Here is a 23,366-nt window from a genome sequence, read left to right on the forward strand (position 1 = left end):
CTAGTAGTTCCGGAGATCGTCATCGTCGAGTGCGGGCCGCTTCTTCTTCTCTTCCTCTCGCCGCCGCTCCTCCTGCCGACGCCGCTCTTCCTGCTCGCGCTGCGCCGCGGCCTCCTCCTGCTTGCGCCGCTCCTCCAGCTCCTTGCGCTGGCGCTCCACCTCTTCACGGCGCTTGCGGAGCTCTTCCTCGCGCTGGCGCGCCTCGTCCTCCTGCGCGCGCTTGTTGGACGTGCCGGGCTCCTTCTGCTTCGAGGCAGGCGCCGTCTGCGCGGGAGGCGGAGGCATGGGCAACGGCTCCTTCTCCGCGGCGGGGGCCTCCTTCGGCGCGGGAGGCGTGTCCTGCGGCGCGGCCGCGGGGACGGGAGACGGCGCGGGGCGGCTCGCACGGGAGGTCGACTTCGAACCACCGCCGCCACCGTTGGCGAAGGCCAGGTAGCCGCCCGCGCCCGCCGACGCGAGGCCCAGGAGGATGCCGACGTCGGCCACCAGCGCGTACGTCTTGCCCGTGCTCTTGAGGTCCTGGGCGCGGCTGCTGTTCTGCGCCGCGCGCTTGAAGTCATCCGACTTCGCGGAGGCCTCCATGCCGAAGTAGACGCCGCCGGCCAGCAGCGCCACGCCGGTGGCCATCAGCACGTAGCCCACGGTACGGCGCGTGTTGCTGACGCCACCCGCGAAGTGCGTCACCGGCTTTCCGTCCTGGCGCGGCGCATCCGCCGACACCAGCTGCGCCAGCAGCGCCTGCGAACCATCCACCAGCCCATCCCCGCGCGGCACCGTCCCCAGCGCATAGGCCTGGTTGTGGCCATCCGACACGTCCAGGCGCAGCCCCGTCACCTCCAGCGGCGCGGTCCCGGCGCCACCGCGCACCAGGAGCGCCAGCACCTGGGACACGCCCGCGAGCGTTCCCAGCTCACGCAGGGCCGCGTCGCGCTCCGGGCTCTCCGGCTTGCGCGCCGCCTGCTCGGTGAACGTCTGCAGGCCCTTCTGCGCCGCCACGGGGGCCAGCGACAAGCTGACCTCGCCCTCGCGCTCCCGGCGCTGCGTCAGCGCGTAGCCCGGCGCCACCACCGTCACGTAGTGGTCCGCGGCCGTGAGGTCGGCGACGTCGACCGGCGAGATGCCCCGGAACTGGCCGTCCACGAACACCTGGGCCGGTACCGGCTCGGTGCTCACGCGCAAGCTGGCCTTGGTGCCGGTGAGCACCGCCTTGCGCTCCTTCTCCACGAAGGTCATCTCCTCCGGCGGGAAGAAGTTGGGCGAGAAGCGCGCCTCCGGGTTCAGCGCCAGCGCGGTGCGAATCTCCAGCTGCGCGGCGGTGTTCTCACCGTTGGCCACCTGCGACGCGGCCTTCATCACCCGCGCGCGGCTCAGCTCGGTGAAGCGCTGGGAGAGGTCGGCGCCCTCGTAGCCGCGCACCGCCTTGTCGAAGTGCTCGAGCGCCTTCTCGGTATCGAGCTCGTCGTAGGCGCGCTGGCCCGCCTTCATCGCCTCGGCGGCCTCGTCCTCACGGGCCTGACGCTCGCGCTGCCCGTCCGCGTCCAACGCGTCCGACAGGCGGACCAGCTTCAGCCGCCCCGAGCGCGTCACCGCCAGCTCCGCCTCGCGCGCCAGCCGGGCCGCGTCGCCACGGGCCGCCGCGTCCAACGCAATGGCCACCACGGTGACCGATGCCGCATCGGCCGGCGCATCCGCCGTCGCCGCGCTCAAGGCCCGGGGTACCAGCCGCGAGGACACCGGCGTCTGCGCCGCCGCGGGTCCCACGGCCAGCAGTCCCACCAGCCATCCACTCAACGCGGCGTGAACCGCTCGCACATTCGAAGGTCGCATCTCTCGTTCACCTTTTGCCCGTTGCGCATCAAACGGACTGCACGGCGAAATGCAAGTGAGAAGGAGTCCTCAACGACCCGCTGCCCGGGATGGAGTGCGCGCGGGAGCGGATGCCATTCCGTGGAGATAGTCCAGGGCGACCCTCAAGGGATAGTCCTCCAGCTTCGCGGTGACGTCCCAGGGCTTGAGATTCTCGGGCAGCCCTCGAGGCTCGGGCGCGGCGGGCTCGGTCGCCGCCGTCGGCTCGGCGCGGAAGTGGCGCTGCAGGTCCTTCTCCCGCACCACGTCGCGCGGCACCTTGCCTCCTGGCTCGTCGGGGACGAGGAAGTCCGGGGTGATGCCGCGCTCCTGGATGCTGCGGCCCTTGGGCGTGTAGTAGCGCGCGATGGTCAGCTTCAGCCCGGAGCCGTCCTCCAGCTCGATGACCGTCTGGACGCTGCCCTTGCCGAAGGTGGGCGCGCCCAGGATGGTCGCGCGGCCATGGTCCTGGAGCGCGCCCGCCACGATTTCGGACGCGGAGGCGCTGCCCGCGTTGACCAGCACCACGACGGGGTAGTCCTTCTCCGTGTCGCGGTCCTTGCTGCGCTCCACGGTGGCGTTTCGGCCATCCCGCCCCCGCGTGGAGACGATGGGCAGGTTGCCCGGCAGGAACCGGTCGCTCACCGCCACTGCCTGGTCCAGCAGCCCGCCCGGGTTGTTGCGCAGGTCCAGCACCAGCCCGCGCAGCTCCTTGCCGCCGTTGAGCGCGCGAAGCCGGTCCAGCTCCTTGCGGAGGTACAGGTCGGTGCGGTCCTGGAAGTTCTTCACCTTCACATGGCCGATGCCACCATGCAGCGCGCCCTCCACGGACACGATGCGGATGTGGTCCCGGATGATGGCGATCTCGCGCGGCGCGCTGAAGCCCGCGCGCATGATGGTCAGCAGCACGCGCCCGCCGGCCGGGCCGCGCATCTTCTGCAGCGCGCGCCCCACGTCCATGCCCTCGGTCCGCTCACCGTCGATGCCGACCAGCTCATCGCCGGCCTTGATGCCCGCGCGCGCCGCGGGCGTGTCGTCGATGGGCGCCACCACGACAATGCGCTCGCCCTTGCGCGCGATTTCGATGCCCAGGCCGCCCCACTCGCCCGAGGTGTCGATTTTCATCTCCCGGTACACGTCGGGCGGGAGGAACACCGTGTGCGGATCCAACGTCTCCAACATGCCCTGGATGGCGCCGTACATGAGCCGCTGGCGGTCCGGCGACTCCACGTAGTTGTTCTCCACGTAGGAGAGCACTCGCGCGAACACCTCCAGCTGCCGGTACGTGGCGTCGTCGCGCTCGGCCTGCTCCGCGCGGCCCGCCGTCCCCGCGTCCTTCCTGAGCGGCTCCGCGGCATGCGCCCACGGAGCACTCAGGAGGAAGAAGGCGGTCAGCGCCGCGCGCCATGGCTGGGAGGAACCCGTCACGTCGGTACGTCCTTTCCCGGGGCGGCCCCGGAAGGCTCGTACCAGTCTACCCGGCCCTCACAGCTCCGCCGAGTCGGCGAAACGCACCAGGTGCGACACCAGCTCGTCCGGGCGCTCCAGCTGCGGCACGTGCCCGAAGCCATCCACCACGCGCACCTGGGCATGGGCAGGCAGGTGGGCGCGGTACCAGTTCAGCGTCTCCGACGGCAGCAGCCGCTCACTGCCGCCCCACAGGAACAGCAGCGGCATGGCCAGGTTGCGCACCTGCTCCGGCAACAGGCAGGCGCGCGTGGCCAGCGCCTCCGCGGTCAGCGCCCGCACGGTGGGTGTGTCGTAGAAGTGCCGCAGCTCGTAGGCGAACAGCAGCGCGGGCAGGGGCGGACGGTGGAACAAGCGCCGCGTGAAGGCACGCGCCTCCGCCGGGGACTTCACGACGAACGAGTTGAGCAGCGCGGTGTTCTCCGCCTCCGGCAGTTGCGCGCCCGCGGGAGCCACCAGCGCCAGCGCGCGGACCCATTCGGGGTACTCCGCCGCCAGGTTCACCGCCATGGCGCCCCCCAGCGAGTTGCCCACCACGTAGGCCGGCGCCTTCACCACCTCTTCCACGTAGGCGCGCAGCACGTCGAACTGGTTGCGCACGCACACCTCGCCGCCGCAGTACTCCACGGAGAAGCCGTGCCCCGGCAGGTCCGGGGCGTACACGCGCGAGAAGCGCTTCGCCATCCCGAAGAGCGTGCGTCCGAAGCCGTTCGCCGAGCCGCCCAGCCCGTGCACCAGCACCACCGGCGGCCCCTTGCCCTGCCCCGTCAATGCGTAGTGGTGCACCGTCTGGCCACCGACCTGCACTGTCGTGGACTCGACACCTCGCGCCACCAGCATGTGCCGCAGCGCTTTTTGCATTCCGCCCATCAGGTCCATGCGCTCGCCTGCTCCTCGCAGAAGGGTCCCACGACAATAACAACGCGTCCGCGAACTTGCCGCAATGCGTCAGGGCCCGGGCGTCAGCCACAGGGCGGGGTCGACCGCCTGCCCGCCTTTGCGCACCTCGAAGTACAGGTAGGCCCCCTTGAGAGAGCCGGTGTCTCCGACCTCGCCCACCACGTCTCCGGGGAGCACCATGTGGCCCAGCTCGGCGGTGATGGAGGACAGGTGGGCCATGAGGGTGTGATAGCCGTCGCCGTGGTCCAGGATGAGCAGGTTGCCGTAGCCGCGGAGGGCGCCGGCGTAGGCGACGGTGCCCTCGGCCACGGCCCGCACCGGCGTGCCCGCGGCGGCGCGGATGTCCAGGCCCTTCTGGACGGTGACCGTGTTGAAGCGCGGGTTGACGACCTTGCCGAAGCCCACCTCGACGATGCCTGACACGGGCCGAGGGAGCCTGCCTCGCAGCGCACCGAAGCCGCTCGTCGCGGGCAGCTCCTTCAGGTCCTGCACCATGCGCGTCAGCTCCGCGTCGGCCTGCTCCAACTCGCGCACCGCGCGCCGGGCCAGCTCCGCCTCGCCCGCGAGCGTGCCGACCACCTCCTCCAACCCTTCCTGCTGCATGCGGGCCAGCCGCTCCTGCTCCTGGAGGAAGGCCATGCGCGCGGCGAGCGACGCATGGAGCCGCTCCAGCTCGCGCGTCGCCTGACGCTGCAGCCGCGCCACACGCTGCACGGTGCGCAGCAGCTCCAGGTCGCCGGACATGCTGGCCTCCAGCGCCCGGGCACGCCACACCAGCGCGGCGAAGTCCTCGGCCGACAGCAGCACCTCCAGCGGGCGGCGGCGCATCAGGCGGTACAGCGTGCGCAGGCGCGGAGACAGCCGGCGCAGTTGCAGCCGCAGCGCCTCGGCCAGCACGGCCTGCTCGCGCTCCGCCAGCAGCACGCGCCGGCGGAACACCGCCAGGTCCCCTTCCAGCGAGCGCACGCGCCGGCGGGAGAAGGCGGCCATCTCCTGCATCAGCTCCACGCCTTCCAACACGGAGAGCTTCTTCGCCTCCACCAGCGCCAGCGTCGCGCGCTGCGCGCTCAGCCGCTCACGCACCGCGGCCTGTTCGGCCTCCTCGGCCGCCGTCGCCGGAGCCGCCGCCGCGGCCGTCGAGGCCCACAGCCCCAGTGCCAGGAGGAGGAGGCGCCAGCTCATACGCGGAGGAAGCGCCCCACGGCGACGAAGCTGCCGCCCAGTCCCAGGCCGCAGCCAGCGCACAGCAGCTCCAGCGCCAGCCGGGGCTCCACCCACGGCGCCGCGACGCCGGGCCCCAACAGGAAGGCGAAGAGCGTGCCCAACGTGGGCCCCAGCACCCGGCCGAAGGCCCAGAGCCCGAAGAGGGCCACCGCCGCGCCCAACACGCCCTGGAGCAGGCCCTCCAGCAGGAAGGGCGCCTTGACGAAGCGGTCCGTGGCGCCCACCAGCTTCTGGATTTCAATCTCGCCGCGCCGCGAATAGATGGCCAACTGCAGCGTCGCCGCCACGATGACCACGGTGGCGCCCAGCACCACCGCGAAGGCCACCAGCGAGCCGAAGCGCAGCGCCCGGGCGATGGCGGACAGCCGCTGCACCGCCGCCTCGCCATAGTCCACGCCGGCCACGCCGGGCGTTGCTCGCAGCGCCTTCGCCAACGCCAGGAGCGCGTCCGGGTTGCGCCGCTCCGGCGGCACGCGCAGCTCCAGCGACACCGGCAGCGGGTTCTCCGGCAGCTCCGCCAGCGCCTCGCCCAGGTCGCCCAGCTCCGTGCGCAGCCGTGAGAGCGCTGCGTCCGGCGACACCAGCGTCACCTCACCCCCGCTGAGCGCCAGCACGCGGGCACGCACCCCGTGGACCTCGTCCGCGTCCAGTTCCGGCGACAGGTACACCGTCACCTCCACCTCGCCGCCGAGCGACGCCAGGAGGTTGTCCAGCACCCGCGCCGCGCCCCGGGCCATGCCCGCGGAGAACAAGGCGATGGCGATGGTCGTCACCGCGATGAAGTGCACGAAGGGCGAGTGCTTCAGCCCCACCGCCGCCGAGCGACAGAAGTACGTCACCTTCGACAGCGCGCTCATACCACCATCCGGCGCGCCGCCTTGACGCCGTCCTCGTCGGACACAATCTGCCCGCGCTCCAGGCGCACGGTGCGCTTCTGGTAGCGCGAAAGCAGCGTCGCGTCGTGCGTGGCCACCATCACCGTGGTGCCGCGCACGTTGACCTGCGTGAGCAGGTCCATGATTTCGACGGTGAGCGCCGGGTCCAGGTTGCCGGTGGGCTCGTCCGCCAGGAGGATGGTGGGGTCATTGACGAGCGCCCGCGCGATGACGACGCGCTGCTGCTCTCCACCCGACAGGCGCAGCGGGAACGAGCTCGCCTTGTGCTCCAGCCCCACCAGCTTGAGCATGCGCCGCACCTTCTCGCGCGCCTCCGCGCGGGGCACCCCCAGCACGTCCAGCGTGAAGGACACGTTGTCCTCCACCGTCCGGTGTGGCAGCAGCTTGAAGTCCTGGAACACCACCCCGATGTTGCGCCGCAGGTACGGCACCGCGGACTCACGGATGCGGGCGATGTTGCGGCCGCCCACGAGAATCTGCCCCTTGGTGGCTTTCTCCGCGCAGAAGATGAGCTTCAGCAGCGTCGTCTTCCCCGCGCCCGAAGGGCCCGTGAGAAACACGAACTCGCCCTTCTCCACGTTGAGGTTGATGTCCGACAACACCGGTGGGTCGCCGGGATACGCCTTGTATACGTGGAAGAACTGAATCATGGCGGCGAGCGGAAGGCCGCCAACCTACCACGCCCGGGCGGCATCCCCCACGCACGCCCCGCGAGAGGGATTCCCCCCCGCTCGCCCAGGCCGCGCGAGCACCTGGAGCGATGCCCGGACGGGCACGCCAGGCGCCCACATCCGGGAGACCGCGTGGGCGGCTACTGCTCGCCCTCGCCCGCCAGGTAGCTGAGGATGACCTCGTCGAGGCTCTTCTCCGAGATGAGGTCCTCGCCGAAGAGCGTCTCCACGCCAATCTCGTTGATCTTCGGCTTCTCCTTGAGGGCGCGCGCCGCGGCGACCTCCGGAGGAACCACCACGGGCGCGGGGACCGCCACGGGAGGAGGCGGCGGAGGCGGACGCTGCGCCATGGACTGGCCGGGCTGCAGCTTCACCTGCGCCGGGTCCGTGTCCGCCGCGAGCTGACCGGGCTGGTAGCTGCGCGCGGTGGACTCGTAGCTGTCGTACACCCCGTTGATGAGGTTGCGCAGCATCTCCTTGTGCTGCTCCTCCATCAACTCACGCACGACCTCCGCGAGGTTCTCCGCGTTGAGGATGTCCGCGTAGGACGTCTTCTTCGACGCGAGGATGTTCCCGCCCACGAACAGGTGGGTGATGATGTGGGGGTTGTTGACGCCCGAGTCCTCAGTCTGGACGTGGTAGACCTTCCCCTTGTGCTTGATGTTGTGATTGAAGCCGGTGACGGCTTTTTCGAAGGTTTTCGTCATCGCCGAAGTCGCGGACCGTAGCAGCCGCATCCGCACGACACAAGGTAAGCGTGACCTGCTCGCATCCTTCGTGATGCCACACGCACACGAGTGACTCCCTGGCCCACCAACCGTGCAGGCCACGGCGATTGCCCGGCAGTTCCGTTGAAAAGCTGAAAGCGGCTGGGATACGTACAGGCTGACGGACGGGGTTCTCGACACCCCCACCAACGGCGAGGACGCCCGGATGAAGACCCAAGAGATTGAAAAGAAGGTGCGCCAGCAAGACGCCCAGGTGCTGGCCCAGGGGTACTCGCCCGCCATCCGCGCGATGGAGATTGCCGCCATCGTCTCCTTCGTCTCGTTGGAGGTGGCGCTGGTGTACCGGCTGTGGGGCAACCCCTATGCGGGCACGTGGCTGCTGCTCAGCGCGGTGCTGCTGGGCTACCTCGCCGCGGACTTCGTCTCCGGCTTCGTCCACTGGATGGGCGACACGTGGGGCTCCACGGAGATGCCGCTGCTGGGCAAGGCGCTCATCCGCCCCTTCCGCGAGCACCACGTGGACGAGAAGGCCATCACCCGCCACGACTTCGTGGAGACCAACGGCAACAACTGCCTCATCTCCCTGCCGGTGGCCATCATCGCCCTGTGCCTGCCCATGAGCGGCCCGGGCTGGGTGTTCTGCGCGTCCTTTCTCGGCGCGATGATTTTCTGGGTGATGGCGACCAACCAGTTCCACAAGTGGTCGCACATGGACTCGCCGCCCGCGCTCGTCGGCTTCCTCCAGCGCGTGCACCTCATCCTGCCCCCCGACCACCACCGCATTCACCACACCAAGCCGTACAACAAGTACTACTGCATCACCGTGGGCTGGATGAACAAGCCGCTGACGATGGTCCACTTCTTCCCCACCGCTGAGCGGCTCATCACCTGGGCCACGGGCCTGCTGCCGCGCCAGGACGACATCGGCGCGGAGGCGGCGCGCGCGCTGGTGGTCGCCGCGGGAGGCAGCGAGGCCCCGGTGGTCCAGGCGGCCAAGGAGCTGCTCACCCAGGCCACCGTGCAGGAGAAGCCCGCCTCCACGCGGCCGTAGTCCTCCGCCGTACCAGAACGCCCGCCCGGCCTGCCGCGGCGGGCGTTCGCGCGTCCGCGGCACGCCCCGTCAGAAGGTCAGGTCCACCTGCTCCGCCGCAGTGATGGGCCGGCCCAGGAAACGGGCCCCCACCTCTATGAAGCGCTCCGGCACGTCGGTGACGTAGTACGCGTGCTCCGGCGTGCCTCGCGACGCCGGCGCCAGTCCGTCCCGCTCCGACAGCAGCGCGGCCACGGCGTCCGCGGTGGCCTCCGCCGAGTCCACCAGCGCCACCTGGGGCCCCACCACCTCCGCGATGACGCCCTTGAGCAGCGGGTAGTGCGTGCAGCCCAGCACCAGGGTGTCCACGCCGTCGCGGGTGAACTCGGCCAGGTAGTCGCGCGCCACCAGCAGGGGCACGTCGCCCGTGGTCCACCCCTCCTCCGCCAGCGGCACGAAGAGCGGACAGGCGCGGGCCTTCGCCCGCACCCGTGGGTCCGCGGACTCGAGGGCACGCTGGTAGGCGCCCGAGCGGATGGTGCCGGGTGTGCCGATGATACCCACCCCGCCCCCCTGCGTGCGCGCCAGCGCCGCCCGCGCGCCGGGGAGGATGACGCCCACCACCGGCACTGGCAGCGCCGCCTCCAGCGCGGGCAGCGCCACGGCCGAAGCGGTGTTGCACGCCACCACCAGCAGCTTGATGCCGCGCTCCAGGAGAAACTCCGCGTTCTTCAGCGAGTAGCGCGTCACCACCTCGCCGGACTTGGTGCCGTAGGGCACCCGCGCGGTGTCCCCCAGATACACCGTGCTCTCGTGGGGGAGCCGGGCCATGAGGGCCTTGAGGACGGTGAGCCCGCCGACGCCTGAGTCGAAGACACCAATGGGACTGTGGCTGCCTTGCCGCATGGAGCGTGTCCCTATCACGTTTGATGCCAGCGCCAGCGTCGGCCCCGCTGAACGCACGAAGGGCCGGGATGTACCATCCCGGCCCTCCGCTCACTGCCCAGCCGACCTGCCGCGCTCAGTCCTCGATGAGGTACACCGGCAGCGAGGAGTTCGGGCCCGGGAACTGGTGGGCGACAACGTCGATGACGGGCGAGTTGTCCGGCGAGAAGTACTCGCGACCGTCGCGGGCGCTGGCGTACATCTCCACCACGTAACGGCCGGGCCGCAGGAACTGGTACACCACCACCGAGCTTTCATTCGGGCCATCGACGCAGTCGTGCCAGTCACCGACGTCGCCGTACACCAGCTCGCCGGTGTGGATGTCGCGGAAGTTGATGCCCACGCGCTGCAGGCCGGCCTCGTAGCAGGTCTGGCGGTTCCCGTAACGCGAGCGCAGCTCCCACCGGACAGAGGCCCCGCCAATGGCCCACATCGACCCGGTGTGGGAGGTCGGCTGCCCCAACTGGGTGAGGATGTCGCCCCCGAAGTAGTACCAGGGCAGGCCATTCCTATCGACGGCGACGAGCTCCAACCCGTGGTAGCCCGGGTCCAGGTACGGCGTGCGGATCTGGTTGGCGGCGTGCCCTTCCCAGCACTCGAAGCGCGCCCAGTCACCGCCATCCACGCTCGCCTCGACGTGGGTGATCCCCGCCTGGTTGCAGTTGGGGCTGGGGCTGTAGCTGTTCGGCGGGAAGAGCCAGCTCAGGTAGGCGAAGGACGGCGGAGCGCCCGTCGGGGTCAGGTCCACGTTCACCGTCACGTTGCCGTCCACGGTGAAGGTGCCATGGGTCTCGTACAGCAACTCATTGCCGTAGCCGACGCCTTCCAGGCGGAACGAGTAGGTCCCCGGCGCGAATCGGTGGAGGACGATGCCGTCGAAGCCGTTCGCCTGGCAGTTGTAGCGGCCGTCGTTGGCCAGTTCCTCGCCGGGGATGATGACGTTGACGCCATGGACCGCGCGGACATCGTCGCAGCGCTGGCCACCGAAGCTCCAGCGGAAGGTCACATCCCCCTCGTAGCGGGGCACATCGCAGCACGGCTCTTCATGGACGACACAGCCAGGGAGGATCGCAAACAAGCAGAGGAATGCGACCAGCAACCGGGAGTTCATGGGGCACCTGTCGGTGGGGCAGTGAGGTGTTCGGCCCGCTTCTGCTCCATCCGACGGGCAGCGGCGGGAATTATTCACCGCCATCGGCAATCCAGCTCAAGCAACCAACCGTTTCCCCATTGTTTGACCCTGTCTTATCGGAGTGTTACGCGCTGCTCCCCATGACGCCCCACCTGCCCCTGGCGCTTGGCGCCATGAACTACGTGGAGATCATCCGCGACGCCTCCCTCATCGAGCTGGCAGTCCTGCTGCTCCTGATGGGCGTATCCGTGGCCTCCTGGGCCCTCATCGCCATGAAGGCGTCCCAGCTCGCCAAGGCTCGCGCACAGTCTCTCACCTTCCTCGACACCTTCTGGAAGGCCTCGCGCCTGGAGGCCATCTACCAGACGGCTCAGAAGCTCGACGGCTCGCCGCTGTCGAAGGTCTTCTGCGCTGGCTATGAAGAGCTGACCAAGCTGGCGCAAGCCAAGGAGGGCGGCACCGAAGGCGCGCTGGCCGAGCGGCTGGGCGGCATCGAAAACGTGGAGCGCGCGCTCCACCGGGCCTCCACGGCGCAAATCACCGAGCTGGAGAACCGGGTGTCCTTCCTGGGCACCGTGGGCGCGGCGTCGCCCTTCGTGGGCCTGTTCGGCACCGTCATCGGCATCCTGAGCGCGTTCAACCAGATTGCCGAGCAGGGCAACGCGACGCTGGCCACGGTGGCCGCGCCGGTGGGCAACGCGCTCTTCGCCACCGCCGCGGGCCTGTTCGCGGCGATTCCGGCGGTGGTCGCCTACAACTCGTTCGTCAGCCGCATCAAGGTGTTCGACACGGAGATGTCGAACTTCTCCGCGGACTTCCTCAACATCATCAAGCGGCACTTCTTCCGCTAGCCGGGGGCCACCATGGGAATGGGCGGAGGCAACCGCGGCGGTGGCCGCACCACCATGAGCGAAATCAACGTCACGCCCATGGTGGACGTGATGTTGGTGCTGCTCATCATCTTCATGGTGACGGCGCCCCTCATCCAGCAGGGCGTGAAGGTGAACCTGCCGGAGACGAAGGCCGCGCCGGTGGAGGCCACGGAGAAGAAGCTGGTCCTCTCCATCGACGCGGGGCGCAAGGTCTACATCGGTGACGCGGAAGTGGCGCTGGAGGAGCTGGAGCAGAAGCTCGCCGCCAACGCCAAGGCGCAGGCCGACAAGGAAGTCTATCTCCACGCGGACCGGGACGTGCCGTACGGTGTGGTGGTGGAGGTCATGGCCGCGGCCCAGCGCGCGGGCATTGGCAACGTCGGCATGATCACGGACCCGTCGACCGGGGGCCGGACGTCCAACAGTGGAAAGAGCAAGTCGAAGGAAGCGAAGCGCTAGCCCATGACGCCCTCCGCGGTCAGCCACAGCCTGCTCGTCACGCGCTCCACGCGGCTGTCGCGCTTCGTGGTGGTGTCCGTCGTGGGGCACATCCTGGTGCTGGTGGCGGCAATTGCGTACGCGCGCTTCTCCGCCACGCCCAAGGTGGACCTGGACACCAAGCCCATTCGCGCCACGCTGGTGCGCCTGGGCAAGCCGCGCGACTCCAAGCTGCTGCCACGCAAGGAGCAGCTGCCACCGCCGCCCAAGAAGGTGGACGCGCCCAAGCCCGCTCCGGAGGCCCCGCCCCCGGAGCCCTCGCCCGCCAAGGTGGCGGTGCCCATCCCAGGTGTGCAGCCGGAGCCCTCCACGTCCAAGCCCACGCCGCAGAAGGGCGAGACGACGGGCGAGGACCGGCGCAAGCGGCTCTTCGGCGCCTTCGACAAGACGGCCAAGGCGGCCGAGCCCGAGGAGGCGGAGGGCGCCGAGGACGGCGACCCGGACGGCGACTCGGCCACCGCGGAAGGCGAGCGCTACTTCGGCCTGCTCCAATCGCAGGTCCGCCGCCACTACAGCGTGGCGGACACCATCCCCGAATCCGAGCGGCTGCACCTCAAGGCCATGGTGGCGGTGCGCCTGGGCCGCACGGGTGAAGTGCTGGACGTGAATCTCACCAAGGCCAGTGGGAACGACCTCTTCGACTCGGCCGTCGTCACGGCCGTGCGCAAGGCCGCGCCCTTTTCTCCTCCACCGGACCATCTCCGGGACGCCCTGCAGAAGAGCGGCGTCAACCTGGTGTTCAACGCCCTATGAAAGCCCTGCTCCTCTCCCTGCTGCTCCTCCCCGTCGTCGCGCTCGCGCAGGCGCCCACCATCGAAATCTCCGGCGCCAACTTCCGCCCCTTGCCGGTGGCGGTGCCCGCACCCCTGACGCAGAACGATGGGGCGAAGGCGTTGGTTGCGCCCTTCGACTCGGCCTTCAGCTTCGACCTGGCCGCCTCCGGCATCCTCCAGGTGCTGGACCGCAAGGGCTTCACGGCGGACGCGAAGGAAGGCATGGCCGCGGCCAGCATCAACTTCAGCCGCTGGGCGGACGTGGGCGCCGAAGCGCTCGTGAAGGTGTCGCTGGCGCAGGACGGCGGCGTGCTGCGCGGGGAACTTCGCCTGTTCAACGTGGGCACCGGCCGCGAGGACCTGAAGGTGTCCAAGGAAGCGCCCGCCGACAACGCCTCGCTGCTGGCGCACCGCCTGGCGGACGCGCTCTACCGGCACTTCACCCGCGAGCCCAGCCCCTTCCTGTCCCGCATCACCTACGTGCGCAAGGTGGGCACCAACCGCGACGTGTACGTGGCGGACTGGGACGGCGGCAACGCCCGGGCGCTCACCAAGGGCGGCATCAACATCCTGCCCGCGCTGAGCCAGGATGGCTCGCAGGTCGCCTTCACCACGTACCGCAAGAATCGCCCGGACATCTACGTGCAGTCCCCTGGCGGTGAGGCGAAGGCCGTCATCTCCGGTGGGCAGATGGCCACCGGCGCGGCCTTCTCTCCGGACGGCAAGCGCATCGCGTACTCGCTGGCGGAGGGCGAGAGCGCCCAGGTGTACGTGGCCAACGCGGACGGCAGCGGCGCGCGCGCGCTCACCGACACGCCCTACGGCCTCAACACCAGCCCCACCTGGTCGCCGGATGGCAAGCGCATCGCCTTCGTGTCCAACCGGGGCGGCAGCCCGCAGGTCTACATCATGAACGCGGATGGCACGGGCGTGCGGCGGCTCACCTTCCAGGGCAACTACAACCAGACCCCGGACTGGTCGCCGCGCGGAGACCTCATCGTCTTCACCGCTCGCGACGAGCGCAACGCCTTCGACCTCTTCACCGTCAGCGTGGAGACGGGCAAGGTGACGCGCCTCACGCAGGACCAGGGCAGCAACGAGGAGCCCGCCTTCTCGCCCAACGGGCGGCTCATCGTCTTCACGTCCACGCGCAATGGCGGCTCGCAGCTCTACGTCATGACGGCGGACGGCAACAACCAGCTGCCGCTGCGCGCCGAGAAGGGCGTCTACCAGACGCCGGACTGGGCGCCGCTGCCGCAGGCGCAGTAGCCACAGGGACGGGTGGGGCCTGCGCGCCCCACCTGCGGCCCCTACCGACAGCAGGGGTGGTCTCGACGAAGGGGGAGCAAGCCGGTGTAGCGTTCCGCGCCCTTCCCTTTCTCGTGAGGCACCTGTCGATGAAACCCTGCTGCGCAGTCCTCGTTGCCGCCCTCTTCCTGGGCGCATGCGTCGCGACGAAGCCCTCCGTGACGTACTCGTCCTTCGGCGAGGCACGGCTCGCCGAGGATGCGGCGGTGGTCCAGCGCTATGAGGCGGACTATGAGCGGCGCCATCCCAGCTCCACGTCGATGGCGGGAAACCAGTTTCAGATTCCCGTGACATCAGGTTCGAGCGAAGTGAAGGTGCTCGTCGATACCTTCCCTGAAGGCGTTGAGCTCGTGAACGGGAGCATCCGCACGACCGATGGCGCCCCGCACGAGATTCTCGGGAAGCTCTCACTTCGTGCGTCATCGCACGGCACCCTGCCGAGAGAGAAACTCCTCGAGGAGGCGAAGCAACTGGCCCGTGCGGCCGGCGGCAACGTCGTCATCATGTCCTTCGTCGGCGGAGACCAGGCGGAGGCGAACGGTGTCGTCGGGTACGTCCTCAAGTCCGACCTGGAGCACTACAACCCCAAGAAGTCCCAATCGGGAAAGCTCTCCATCGAGATTTGAGCGCATCCGCGCTCGAGCGCTGCGCATGCCCCCCTGTGCACGTGCCGCGCGTTGACAGGCGCAACCAGCTCAGGTCGAGTCCTCCCACATGAGCGCGCCCTTCCGCAGCCACTGGAGCCTGGACCCCGAAGTCGTCTTCCTGAACCACGGCTCGTTCGGCGCCTGCCCGACCGCCGTCCTCCAGCGACAGTCCGAGCTGCGCGCGCGCCTGGAAGCCGAGCCGGTGCGCTTCCTCCACCGCGAAATCGAGCCGCTGCTGGATGACGCCCGCGCCGCGCTCGCCTCCTTCCTCGACGCGGACGCGGACGACCTGGGCTTCGTCCCCAACGCGACGGCGGGGGTGAGTACGGTGCTGCGCTCGCTGCGCTTCGCCCCTGGTGACGAGCTGCTCACCACCGACCACGAGTACAACGCCAGCCGCAACGCGCTGGACTTCGTGGCGTCACAGTGGGGCGCCAAGGTGGTGGTGGCGAAGCTGCCCTGGCCGGTGCCGTCCGCGCAGTCGGTGGTGGACGCCGTGCTGCCCCACGTCACCCCGCGCACGCGCCTGTTCCTGGTGGACCACGTGTCCAGCCAGACGGCCCTGGTGATGCCGCTGGAGCAACTCGTCGCCGCCCTGCGCGAGCGTGGCGTGGAGACGCTGGTGGACGGCGCGCACGGGCCGGGCATGCTGCCGCTGTCACTGCGCACGCTGGGCGCCGGCTACTACACGGGCAACTGCCACAAGTGGATGTGCGCCCCCAAGGGCGCCGCGTTCCTCCACGTCCGGCGCGACCTCCAGCCCGCCATCAAGCCCCTGTCCGTGAGCCACGGGCACAACTCCCGGCGGACGGACCGTTCCCGCTTCCGGCTGGACTTCGACTGGACGGGGACGCACGACCCTTCGGCCGTGCTCTGCGTGCCCGAGGTGATTCGCTTCATGGGCGGGCTGCTTCCCGGCGGCTGGCCGGAGGTCATGGCCTCGAACCGGGCCAAGGTGCTGGCGGCGCAGAACCTGCTGTGCGCGCGGCTGGGCACCCAGCCCACCTGCCCCGAGGACATGGTCGGCAGCATGGCCACGGTGACGCTGCCGGACGGCTTCCCCGAAGTCCCCCAGCCCCCGCTCTACGTGGACCCGCTCCACCTGCGCCTGTTCGACGAATACCGCATCGAGGCGCAAATCACCCCCTGGCCCCGTCCGCCGCGCCGGCATGTGCGTCTCTCCGCCCAGCTCTACAACACCCCCGCCGACTACCAGGCCCTGAGCGACGCTTTGGAAGCGCTGCTGCGTTGAGTAGGCTGCCGCGCATGTCGCGTTTCGCCACCATCGACGTTGGCAGCAACTCCGTCCTCCTGCTCGTCGCGGAGCGCACCCCGGAGGGCCGCTTCGAGGCCGTGCGGGAGCGCGCGGAAATCACCCGCCTGGGCAGGGGCGTGGATGCGACGCGTAGGCTCTCCGCTGAAGGCATGGAGGCGACGCTCCAGGTGCTGGAGTCCTTCGCTCGCGAGGCGCGCGAGCTGGGCGCGGAAGGCATTGCCGTGTCCGCCACCAGCGCCGCGCGTGACGCGGAGAATGGCGCGGAGTTCCTCGCCGCCGCGAAGGCGCGCGCGAACGTGACCGTGGAAATCATCTCCGGCGCCATGGAGGCGGAGCTGTCCTTCGCCGCGGTGCACTCGGACTTCGCGTCGGACGCGGCGGGCCCCCTGCTGGTGCTCGACATTGGCGGCGGCTCCACGGAGTTCATCTACGGCAACCGTGGCGGCCACGTGGACTTCCGCCACAGCTTCGACGTGGGCGCGGTGCGCATGACGGAGCGCTTCGTCGGCGCTGACCCGATGACGTCCGAGGACCGCGCGCGTGTCGAAGCCCACCTGCGCGACACCTTCCGCGCCCTCCCCGCTCCGCCGCCCGGCGCGGCCCTGGTGGGCGTCGCGGGCACGGTGACGACGCTGTACGCCGTGCAGCACACCATCCACCCCTACGTCGCGGAGCAGGTCCACGGCGGCACGCTGTCCGTGGGCCAGCTGTCCGCCCTGGCGGACCGGCTGTGCGCCATGCCGCTGGAAGCGCGGCGCGCCCTGCCCGGCATGCAGCCCAAGCGCGCGGACGTCATCCCCGCGGGCGCCCTCATCTTGCTGGAGTCGGTGAAGGCGCTGGGACTGGATGCCTGCCGCGTCAGTGACAGGGGCCTGCGCTGGGGCCTGCTCGCGCACCGCTTTGGAGCCGGAGCCACCTCTTCATGAACGCCCAACCCGCGGCCTCACCGGCCGCGTCCGCCGTGCCCGCCAGCAACGCGGGTTATGCGCTGCTCATCCTCACCCTCATCAACCTGGTCAACTACCTCGACCGCTACATCGTCGCGGTGGCGCTGCCGGACATCCAGAAGGAATTCGGCATCAACGACACGCAGTCCGGCCTGCTGGGCACCATGTTCATCGTGGTGTTCATGCTGGCCTCGCCGCTGGGCGGGTTCCTCGGGGACCGCTACCCACGGCGGCTGCTGGTGGTGGGCGGCGTGGTGCTCTGGAGCCTGGCCACCGGGGCCAGCGGGCTGGCCACCTCGTTCGGCGCGTTGCTCCTGGCCCGCGCGGTGATTGGCATCGGCGAGGCCGGCTACGGCGCCGTGGCGCCCAGCATCATCTCCGACTTGTACCCGCGCACGCAGCGCACGCGGATGCTGGCGTTCTTCTACATCGCCATCCCCGTGGGCGCCGCCGCGGGATACGGCCTGGGCGGGTGGTTGACGCAGGCCTACTCGTGGCACGTCGCCTTCTTCGCGGGTGGGGTGCCCGGGCTGATTCTGGGCGCCATGGCCTTCTTCATGCCGGAGCCCCAGCGCGGCGCCATGGATGGGCCGGACGCGCAGGCGAAGCTGCCCTTCATGGTGGGCCTGAAGGGCTTGGCGCGGAACGCGGCCTTCTGGGCGGTGACGGCCGGGTACACGCTGATGACGTTCTCCATTGGCGGCCTGGGCTTCTGGATGCCCACGTACCTGGTGCGCGAGCGCGGCCTGGCGCAGGACAGCTCGGGCTTCATCTTCGGCGCGATTACGGCGGTAGCCGGCCTGCTGGGGACCGTGGCCGGCGGCTGGCTTGGCGACAAGCTGGACCGCAAGCGCGAAGGCGGCGGACTCTGGATGTCCGGCATCGGCCTGATGCTGGCGGCCCCGTGCATGTACCTGGCGGTGAGCCTGAAGGCCGTGGGCCCCACCTTCGCGGCAATCGCCCTGGCGCAGTTCCTCATCTTCCTCAACAGCGGCCCCATCAACGCGGCCATCGTCAACTGCGTGCCGCCCGCGTTCCGCGCCTTCGCCATGGGCCTGAATGTGCTGTGCATCCACCTGCTGGGTGACGCGATTTCGCCCACGCTCATCGGCACCATCGCGGACGCATCCAGCCTGCACACCGCCATCGCGGTGAATGCCCTGCCCGTGCTCCTCGGCGGCTTCGCGCTGCTGCTGGGCGCCCGGCTGTTCCGTGAAGCCGTGCCCCTCGCGCGTCAGGGCTGAGCGGCGGCATCCAGCCTTGGCCGGTACTCGTCGGCCAGACGCTCCATCTCCAAGGCCAGCCGCTCGCCATCCGCGAGCAGCAGGCCCTTGAGGCGCGCGCGGTTGCCCAGCGTGAAGAACACGCGGATGTCGCGCTGGAGCGACTCCCAGCGCTCGGCGAAGTAGAGGGTGAACAGCGCCAGCGGTGGCACGGCGAGGAAGACGGCCACGGCCAGGAGCGCGCTTCCCCACACCGCCACGGCGGCTGTCAGCGCGCCCCACCACACCAGCGCCACCACGAAGGCGGTGAGGAACTTCACCGTGGCCTGTACATCCAGTTCGGCGTTTCGGCTGGCGAGCCGCGGCAACTGGTAGGGCAGCCAGAACAGGCCCAGCCCCAGGGCGAACAGCGGCAGGCCCAGCACCAGCGCCAGCAGGTTCTTCACCACGAAGGGCACCACGTTCCCCGGCCGGTACACGAGCGCCAGGTCCTCCAGCCCCGTCGCCTGCACCAGCGCCATGCGGTGCCGGAAGCCGGCGAGCTGCGCGCGCAGGGACTCGAAGCGCTCCGGCTCCTGGGCGCGGAACATCTGGACGCCGCGCGCCCACAGTCGCAGGCGCTCCGCGTCGAGCGCCCCACCCTGCTTGAAGGCGAAGAGCTGCTCGGCCAGCTGCGCCAGCGGGAGGTCCGCCCACTGCTCCAGGTTGAGCGTCACCGCGCGAAGCCCGCTGGCGATGCGCTCGGTGAGGGCGCGGACGGCATCGGGCTCCGCCGCGGCGTCCTCGGGCAGGAAGTCCTGCACGTCGATGGCGGGCCCCACGTCGATGAGCACCTCGCTGCGGAACACGTGCTTCTCCGCGTAGGTGAGCCCCACGGGGACGATGCGCACCGGAGCCCCGGCCTTCGCCGCGCTCACGGCGATGCGCGCCGCCCCTGTCTTCAGCTCGGCGAGCCCAGGCTCGGAGTGGCTCTTGCCCTCGGGGAAGATGGTGATGGCGCGCCCCTGCACCAGCGCGCCCTTCGCGGCCTCCAGCGTGCCCTCGTTGCCGCCCATCTTCGCCGGGTCATCCTGCTTCCGGTACACCGGCAGCGCGTCCAACCCCTTCAACAGCCAGCCGATGACGGGCATCCGGAACAGCGGCGCCTTCGCCAGGAAGGTCACCTTGCGCCGCGTGAGGATGAACACCAGCGCCGGGTCGATGAGGCCGTTGGGATGGTTGCCCACGAAGAGCACCGGGCCGTCCGGCTCCAGCGCCGGGGCATTCACCTTCACCCGGTAGAAGAGTCGGAGACACAGCGCCACCACCGCACGCACGCACGCGTAGAACACGGCGGAGACTGTACTCCACGTCTCAGGGATACCGGTCCACCACCTGGATGACGCCGGTGTTGTCCTGCACCACGGAGAAGCCCTTCATCGGGCTCGGGTAGGCAATCAGGCCCTCGCCGTCCTTGTCCCAGCGCGAGTCCAGGAGGATGCCGCAAAAGGGCACCGACATCGCCCCGGCCTCCGGCAGGAAGATGCGGTCATACCGGCCGAAGACGCGGTGCTTCGTCACGTACAGGCGGCCACCGATGCGCGCGCCGGGAAGCTGCTGCTCTCCCTGCTCGCGTGGCAGCGCAATCACGAAGCTGTAGTTGTAGCGCGCCGGGCCCGGGTGGTCCTGGATGGCATCCACGATGACCGGGACCTTGTCCCCGGGCTTCAGGCCCAGGCGCTCCATCTGCAGCAAGGCGCCCCGGGGACACGTTCCCTCCGGAGGCATCCACTTGGGCCGCGCCGGCCCCTGCGAGGACGCGGAGGAGGTCCGACAACCCGCCGCCACCAGGAGCCCCAGGCCCACCACCGTCCACCGCGGCCAGCGCATGCGCACCCTCGCCTCCCTCAGAACGTCCCAATGCTGAAGTGGAACTGCGTGGTGGCCTCGTTCACCGACTCGTCCGGGTCCAGGTTGAAGCCCACGTCGAAGGCCAGCGGCCCCACGGGCGTCACGTAGCGCAGGCCCGCGCCCGCCGTGTAGCGCAGCCGGCCCGGGTCGAACTGCGTCCGGTCCAGCCACAGGTTGCCCGCCTCGAAGAAGAGCCCCAGGTCCACGGAGGACAGGGCCGGCAGGCGCAGCTCCGCCTTGCCCAGGGTGAAGAGCTCGCCACCCTGGCTCGCGGGGACCTGCCCGGCGAGCACGGCCTTCAGCTCGGCGGAGCACCCCGACGGCGAAATCAGCGCGCGGCAGTCACGCAGTCGCTGCTGCAACGCGCCGCGGACGTCCTCCGGCAGCACACCGTCCTCACGGAAGCCGCGCAGGCTGGACGAGCCGCCCAGGTAGAACAGCTTCGAGCCAATGGCCTGCGCCTGCTCCTCCAACGGGATGATGGTGCCCGCGCGCGCGGACAGCGCCACGCTCGCCCGCCGTCCCAGCGGGATGTAGCCGCTGAGGCTGCCCGACAGCTTCACGCCGTCGATGGGGTACGCATCCACGCGGTTGCCCGCCACGTCCGTGGGACGCACGCTCAAGCCACGGGTGAACTCCGCGCTGGAGACGAACACCACGCCCCGGCGCGGGTTGGCCGGGTCATCCCGGAAGTCGAGCGTGACGGAGGGGCGCAACGAATGCAGCGCGAAGTCGCCGAACGGGTAGCGCAGCCGCTCCCGGTCGGCGCGGTTGAGCAGCTCCAGCACGCCCGCGCGCGAGCGCAGCCGGTTGTTCTCCACTTCGTAGGACAGCGACAGGTTGAGCCACGTCGCCGCGGCCCAGTCCATGGCGGCCGCCGCCGCGAACCGCGAGGACACGTAGGAAGGCCGGTGGACGCGCTCGCCAATGAGGTCCAGGCGGGCCCCCACCTGCAGCGGCAGCAGGAAGAACAGCCGCGGCTGCGCCAGCGCGAGGTTGCCTCGGCCTCCCAGGCCATTGAGCCCCTGGAGCTCCACGTCACAGCCCGGAGCGGGACCGCCACCGGGCACCGTCTGCTGGCAGGCGATGCGCCTGTCTCGAGACAGCGCCTCCGCGCTCCAGCCCGCGTAGTTGATCTTCCCGCGCGCCAGCAGGCTGAGACCCAGTCCGTCCAGGTTGCGGTAGGCCGTGTCGAGCGTGATGCGGGGACCATCCACCAGGAAGTAGCCGCCGGACACCTGGCCATCCAACCGGGGCCGCTCCTGGACCGTCACCAGCACGTCCTTGGTGTCCTCGCGCCGGGTGGGGTCCGCCAGCGCGATGTCCACCTGACGGAACACGCCCAGGCGCGCCAGGCGGCGCTGGCCCTCCGTCAGCTCATCCAGCGCGATGGGCTTGCCCTCCTCCACCGCGAGGTTGGCCAGCACCAGGTCCGGGTCCGTGCGCGTCAGGCCCTGCACCAGAATCTTCCCGACCTTCACCTGCGGGCCCGCGTCCGCGCGGAAGATGACGGTCGCCTGCGTCCCGTCCTCGCCCACGCCCGTCTCCGTGGTGACGCGCGCGAAGAGGTAACCCTGCCGCCCCAGCTCCTGCTCCAGCGCCTGACGTGAGGACTCCACCGTGTCGAAGCTCAGCGGCGCGCCCTCGCGCATGCGCCGGCCCATGACCCAGGCCGTCAGGCCCGGTGGCACGCCCTCGAAGTCCACCTTCACCAGGCGCGCCTGAGGCCCCTCCTCCACGTCGAAGTCCGCGACCGCCGTGCGCCCCACGACATCCACCGTCAGGCCCCGGAACGCCACCACCGCGGAGAGGAAACCCTGCTCGCGGTAGGCCTCGTTCATGGCCTCCACGGCCTCCAGCCACGCGTCCTCCACGTACACGGTGGACGCTGGCGGCGGCGGCGCGACGCCCGGGGGCTCCAGGCCGTGACGTCCCTCGGTGTTCAGCGGGTCGTCGAGCATCCGCAGGTCCAGCTCCGGCCGCGTCATGCCCGCCAGCACCTGCTCCGCGAGCAGCGCGCGCAGCGTCTCCACCGGCAGCCCGCGGTTGCCGTGGAAGCGCACGTCGGCCACGCGCAGCGGGTGCCCCTCCTCCACGTCGAACACCAGCGCCACCACCTCGCCATCCGGACGCAGCACCTCGCGGGGCCGCACGCGCACGTCGTGGAAGCCGCGGTAGCGGTAGAAGACCTCCATGCGTCGCGCGAGCCGGCCAGCGACGACCTCGTCCATGGGCTCCGAGACGTCGTGCGCCAGCACGCGCTCCAGCACGCCGTGCGGGAAGTGGCGGTTGCCGTGGAAGCGCACCACGTAGCGAGGCCCCGCCATCAGGGGCACCGCCACCGACGCGAAGCTGCCCTCCACCAGCACCGCCGGCGCCCCCACCTGCGCGCGCCAGTAGCCCTCGCCGCGCAGCAAGGTGCGCAGCTCCTCCAATGAGCTGGACAGGCGCGCCCGATCGAACACCTGCCCCGGATGCAGCGCCAGCACCTCCAGCAACCGGGACAGCGGCAGGCCTGGGCTGCCGGAGAAGGTCACCTGCCGCACCCGCGTGGGCAGTCCTTCGTCCACGGTGAGCACCACCGCGATGCCATCCGTCACCGGCTCCTGCGTCACGGAGACTCTCGTCGAGTCGTACCCCTTGCGCTGATACGCCTGGAGCACGGACGACACCGCGCCCTGCAACTCCTCGGCGTCCAGCGGCCCGCCCTCCAGCAAGCTGCTGGCCTCCAGCAGCTCCCCGTCCGACAGCACGGAGTTGCCTTCGAAGCGCAGCCGCGCCAGCCGCGACACGGGTGTGAGCTGGAACATCAGCCGCACCCCGCCTCGCACCGGCTCCGTGCGCGCCACCACGTCCGTGAAGCGGCCCGTGGCCCACAGCCGCTCCACCGAGCGCCGCACCGCGCCCGGCGTCAGCGTCTGCCCCTTGCGCACCGCCACCAGGTCGCTCAGGCCCTGCGCGTCCGCGCCTCCGGACAGGTGCAGCTCCACGGCGATGACTTCGGCGCCGAAGCCACCGCCGTCGTCCGCCTGCGCGCGCGCCGCGCCCGGCACGAGGACGCAGAGCACCAGCGCCAGCACCCCGAGGGCCCGGA

Annotated in this window: 21 protein-coding genes; 9 read left to right on the top strand and 12 right to left on the bottom strand. The window is 70.3% G+C overall.

The genetic code is table 11. The features are described 5' to 3' along the window. The 7 genes from BLU09_RS15470 to BLU09_RS15500 all read right to left on the bottom strand — a co-directional run bounded on the left by BLU09_RS15470 (window position 1) and on the right by BLU09_RS15500 (window position 7,710). Complete coding sequence (locus BLU09_RS15470) at window positions 1–1,827, bottom strand: PEGA domain-containing protein (protein ID WP_090490302.1); 1,827 nt, start codon at window positions 1,825–1,827, stop codon at window positions 1–3. 69 nt (window positions 1,828–1,896) lie between these two features. Beyond that, window positions 1,897–3,273, bottom strand: a complete 1,377-nt coding sequence (locus BLU09_RS15475; protein ID WP_090490303.1) for a S41 family peptidase — start codon at window positions 3,271–3,273, stop codon at window positions 1,897–1,899. A 57-nt stretch (window positions 3,274–3,330) separates the two neighbouring features. Next, window positions 3,331–4,191: an alpha/beta fold hydrolase gene (locus tag BLU09_RS15480; protein WP_090490304.1), complete on the bottom strand. Its 861-nt coding sequence runs from the start codon at window positions 4,189–4,191 to the stop codon at window positions 3,331–3,333. Between the two features lie 69 nt (window positions 4,192–4,260). Continuing rightward, the gene (locus BLU09_RS15485; RefSeq protein ID WP_373284010.1) at window positions 4,261–5,394 is read right to left on the bottom strand and encodes a murein hydrolase activator EnvC family protein; all 1,134 of its coding nucleotides are present in this window, start codon (window positions 5,392–5,394) and stop codon (window positions 4,261–4,263) included. Next, window positions 5,391–6,293, bottom strand: coding sequence for a cell division protein FtsX (locus tag BLU09_RS15490; protein WP_090490306.1), 903 nt, complete (start codon window positions 6,291–6,293; stop codon window positions 5,391–5,393). Before BLU09_RS15490 ends, BLU09_RS15485 begins: the two co-directional genes overlap by 4 nt. Further along, window positions 6,290–6,982: a cell division ATP-binding protein FtsE gene (ftsE, locus tag BLU09_RS15495; protein WP_090490307.1), complete on the bottom strand. Its 693-nt coding sequence runs from the start codon at window positions 6,980–6,982 to the stop codon at window positions 6,290–6,292. Before ftsE ends, BLU09_RS15490 begins: the two co-directional genes overlap by 4 nt. A 161-nt stretch (window positions 6,983–7,143) precedes the next feature. After that, window positions 7,144–7,710, bottom strand: a complete 567-nt coding sequence (locus BLU09_RS15500) for a hypothetical protein (protein ID WP_090490308.1) — start codon at window positions 7,708–7,710, stop codon at window positions 7,144–7,146. Window positions 7,711–7,936: 226 nt separating this feature from the next. Here BLU09_RS15500 and carF point away from each other — a divergent pair, with 226 nt between their 5' ends. Next, entirely contained in the window at window positions 7,937–8,782 is an 846-nt protein-coding gene (gene carF, locus BLU09_RS15505) for a plasmanylethanolamine desaturase (protein WP_090490309.1), read from the top strand. Window positions 8,783–8,851: 69 nt separating this feature from the next. Here carF and murI read toward each other — a convergent pair whose 3' ends face one another. Together murI and BLU09_RS15515 are read right to left on the bottom strand one after the other, a co-directional pair. Beyond that, complete coding sequence (gene murI, locus BLU09_RS15510) at window positions 8,852–9,667, bottom strand: glutamate racemase (RefSeq protein ID WP_090490310.1); 816 nt, start codon at window positions 9,665–9,667, stop codon at window positions 8,852–8,854. 115 nt (window positions 9,668–9,782) lie between these two features. Then, window positions 9,783–10,733 (bottom strand): hypothetical protein, encoded by a 951-nt coding sequence (locus tag BLU09_RS15515; RefSeq protein WP_244171745.1) that lies wholly within the window; start codon window positions 10,731–10,733, stop codon window positions 9,783–9,785. A 245-nt stretch (window positions 10,734–10,978) separates the two neighbouring features. On the opposite strand from BLU09_RS15515, the gene BLU09_RS15520 reads away from it, so the two are divergent. From BLU09_RS15520 to BLU09_RS15555, 8 genes are all read left to right on the top strand, one after another. Then, window positions 10,979–11,689 (top strand): MotA/TolQ/ExbB proton channel family protein, encoded by a 711-nt coding sequence (locus BLU09_RS15520; protein WP_011555704.1) that lies wholly within the window; start codon window positions 10,979–10,981, stop codon window positions 11,687–11,689. Between the two features lie 12 nt (window positions 11,690–11,701). Then, window positions 11,702–12,169: a protein TolR gene (gene tolR / locus BLU09_RS15525; RefSeq protein WP_090490312.1), complete on the top strand. Its 468-nt coding sequence runs from the start codon at window positions 11,702–11,704 to the stop codon at window positions 12,167–12,169. A 3-nt stretch (window positions 12,170–12,172) separates the two neighbouring features. Further along, window positions 12,173–12,961: an energy transducer TonB gene (locus tag BLU09_RS15530; protein WP_090490313.1), complete on the top strand. Its 789-nt coding sequence runs from the start codon at window positions 12,173–12,175 to the stop codon at window positions 12,959–12,961. Further along, entirely contained in the window at window positions 12,958–14,250 is a 1,293-nt protein-coding gene (tolB, locus tag BLU09_RS15535) for a Tol-Pal system beta propeller repeat protein TolB (RefSeq protein WP_090490314.1), read from the top strand. The genes BLU09_RS15530 and tolB overlap by 4 nt, the downstream gene beginning before the upstream one ends. Window positions 14,251–14,378: 128 nt before the next feature. Continuing rightward, window positions 14,379–14,915: a hypothetical protein gene (locus BLU09_RS15540; protein WP_244171746.1), complete on the top strand. Its 537-nt coding sequence runs from the start codon at window positions 14,379–14,381 to the stop codon at window positions 14,913–14,915. Window positions 14,916–15,003: 88 nt separating this feature from the next. Then, window positions 15,004–16,188 carry an aminotransferase class V-fold PLP-dependent enzyme gene (locus BLU09_RS15545; protein WP_090490315.1) on the top strand — a complete coding sequence of 395 codons (1,185 nt, stop codon included), beginning with the start codon at window positions 15,004–15,006 and terminating at the stop codon, window positions 16,186–16,188. 14 nt (window positions 16,189–16,202) lie between these two features. After that, on the top strand, window positions 16,203–17,138 hold the full coding sequence (locus BLU09_RS15550; protein ID WP_090490316.1) for a Ppx/GppA phosphatase family protein: 936 nt from the start codon (window positions 16,203–16,205) through the stop codon (window positions 17,136–17,138). Continuing rightward, window positions 17,135–18,403 carry a spinster family MFS transporter gene (locus BLU09_RS15555; RefSeq protein ID WP_090490317.1) on the top strand — a complete coding sequence of 423 codons (1,269 nt, stop codon included), beginning with the start codon at window positions 17,135–17,137 and terminating at the stop codon, window positions 18,401–18,403. The genes BLU09_RS15550 and BLU09_RS15555 overlap by 4 nt, the downstream gene beginning before the upstream one ends. On the opposite strand, the gene BLU09_RS15560 is transcribed toward BLU09_RS15555, so the two are convergent. The 3 genes from BLU09_RS15560 to BLU09_RS15570 are packed head-to-tail and all read right to left on the bottom strand — an operon-like array spanning window position 18,394 to window position 23,352. Next, window positions 18,394–19,713: a lysophospholipid acyltransferase family protein gene (locus BLU09_RS15560; RefSeq protein WP_090490318.1), complete on the bottom strand. Its 1,320-nt coding sequence runs from the start codon at window positions 19,711–19,713 to the stop codon at window positions 18,394–18,396. The two genes, BLU09_RS15555 and BLU09_RS15560, sit on opposite strands and share 10 nt — an antisense overlap. Before the next feature lie 22 nt (window positions 19,714–19,735). Continuing rightward, window positions 19,736–20,251 carry a hypothetical protein gene (locus tag BLU09_RS15565; protein WP_090490319.1) on the bottom strand — a complete coding sequence of 172 codons (516 nt, stop codon included), beginning with the start codon at window positions 20,249–20,251 and terminating at the stop codon, window positions 19,736–19,738. 17 nt (window positions 20,252–20,268) lie between these two features. Beyond that, on the bottom strand, window positions 20,269–23,352 hold the full coding sequence (locus tag BLU09_RS15570) for a POTRA domain-containing protein (RefSeq protein WP_090490320.1): 3,084 nt from the start codon (window positions 23,350–23,352) through the stop codon (window positions 20,269–20,271). Window positions 23,353–23,366: the final 14 nt, after the last annotated feature.

The sequence above is a fragment of the Myxococcus virescens genome, assembly GCF_900101905.1.
Taxonomy (GTDB): Bacteria; Myxococcota; Myxococcia; order Myxococcales; family Myxococcaceae; genus Myxococcus; species Myxococcus virescens.

Bases quoted from the DNA above. Each gene is read 5' to 3' on its own strand.
- ftsE (WP_090490307.1), bottom strand. From the start codon at position 6,982: ATGATTCAGTTCTTCCACGTATACAAGGCGTATCCCGGCGACCCACCG.
- BLU09_RS15500 (WP_090490308.1), bottom strand. From the start codon at position 7,710: ATGACGAAAACCTTCGAAAAAGCCGTCACCGGCTTCAATCACAACATC.
- tolR (WP_090490312.1), top strand. From the start codon at position 11,702: ATGGGAATGGGCGGAGGCAACCGCGGCGGTGGCCGCACCACCATGAGC.
- tolB (WP_090490314.1), top strand. From the start codon at position 12,958: ATGAAAGCCCTGCTCCTCTCCCTGCTGCTCCTCCCCGTCGTCGCGCTC.
- BLU09_RS15530 (WP_090490313.1), top strand. From the start codon at position 12,173: ATGACGCCCTCCGCGGTCAGCCACAGCCTGCTCGTCACGCGCTCCACG.
- BLU09_RS15470 (WP_090490302.1), bottom strand. From the start codon at position 1,827: ATGCGACCTTCGAATGTGCGAGCGGTTCACGCCGCGTTGAGTGGATGG.
- BLU09_RS15480 (WP_090490304.1), bottom strand. From the start codon at position 4,191: ATGGACCTGATGGGCGGAATGCAAAAAGCGCTGCGGCACATGCTGGTG.
- BLU09_RS15565 (WP_090490319.1), bottom strand. From the start codon at position 20,251: ATGCGCTGGCCGCGGTGGACGGTGGTGGGCCTGGGGCTCCTGGTGGCG.
- BLU09_RS15540 (WP_244171746.1), top strand. From the start codon at position 14,379: ATGAAACCCTGCTGCGCAGTCCTCGTTGCCGCCCTCTTCCTGGGCGCA.
- BLU09_RS15485 (WP_373284010.1), bottom strand. From the start codon at position 5,394: ATGAGCTGGCGCCTCCTCCTCCTGGCACTGGGGCTGTGGGCCTCGACG.
- BLU09_RS15550 (WP_090490316.1), top strand. From the start codon at position 16,203: ATGTCGCGTTTCGCCACCATCGACGTTGGCAGCAACTCCGTCCTCCTG.
- BLU09_RS15520 (WP_011555704.1), top strand. From the start codon at position 10,979: ATGACGCCCCACCTGCCCCTGGCGCTTGGCGCCATGAACTACGTGGAG.
- BLU09_RS15555 (WP_090490317.1), top strand. From the start codon at position 17,135: ATGAACGCCCAACCCGCGGCCTCACCGGCCGCGTCCGCCGTGCCCGCC.
- BLU09_RS15490 (WP_090490306.1), bottom strand. From the start codon at position 6,293: ATGAGCGCGCTGTCGAAGGTGACGTACTTCTGTCGCTCGGCGGCGGTG.
- murI (WP_090490310.1), bottom strand. From the start codon at position 9,667: ATGCGGCAAGGCAGCCACAGTCCCATTGGTGTCTTCGACTCAGGCGTC.
- BLU09_RS15545 (WP_090490315.1), top strand. From the start codon at position 15,004: ATGAGCGCGCCCTTCCGCAGCCACTGGAGCCTGGACCCCGAAGTCGTC.
- carF (WP_090490309.1), top strand. From the start codon at position 7,937: ATGAAGACCCAAGAGATTGAAAAGAAGGTGCGCCAGCAAGACGCCCAG.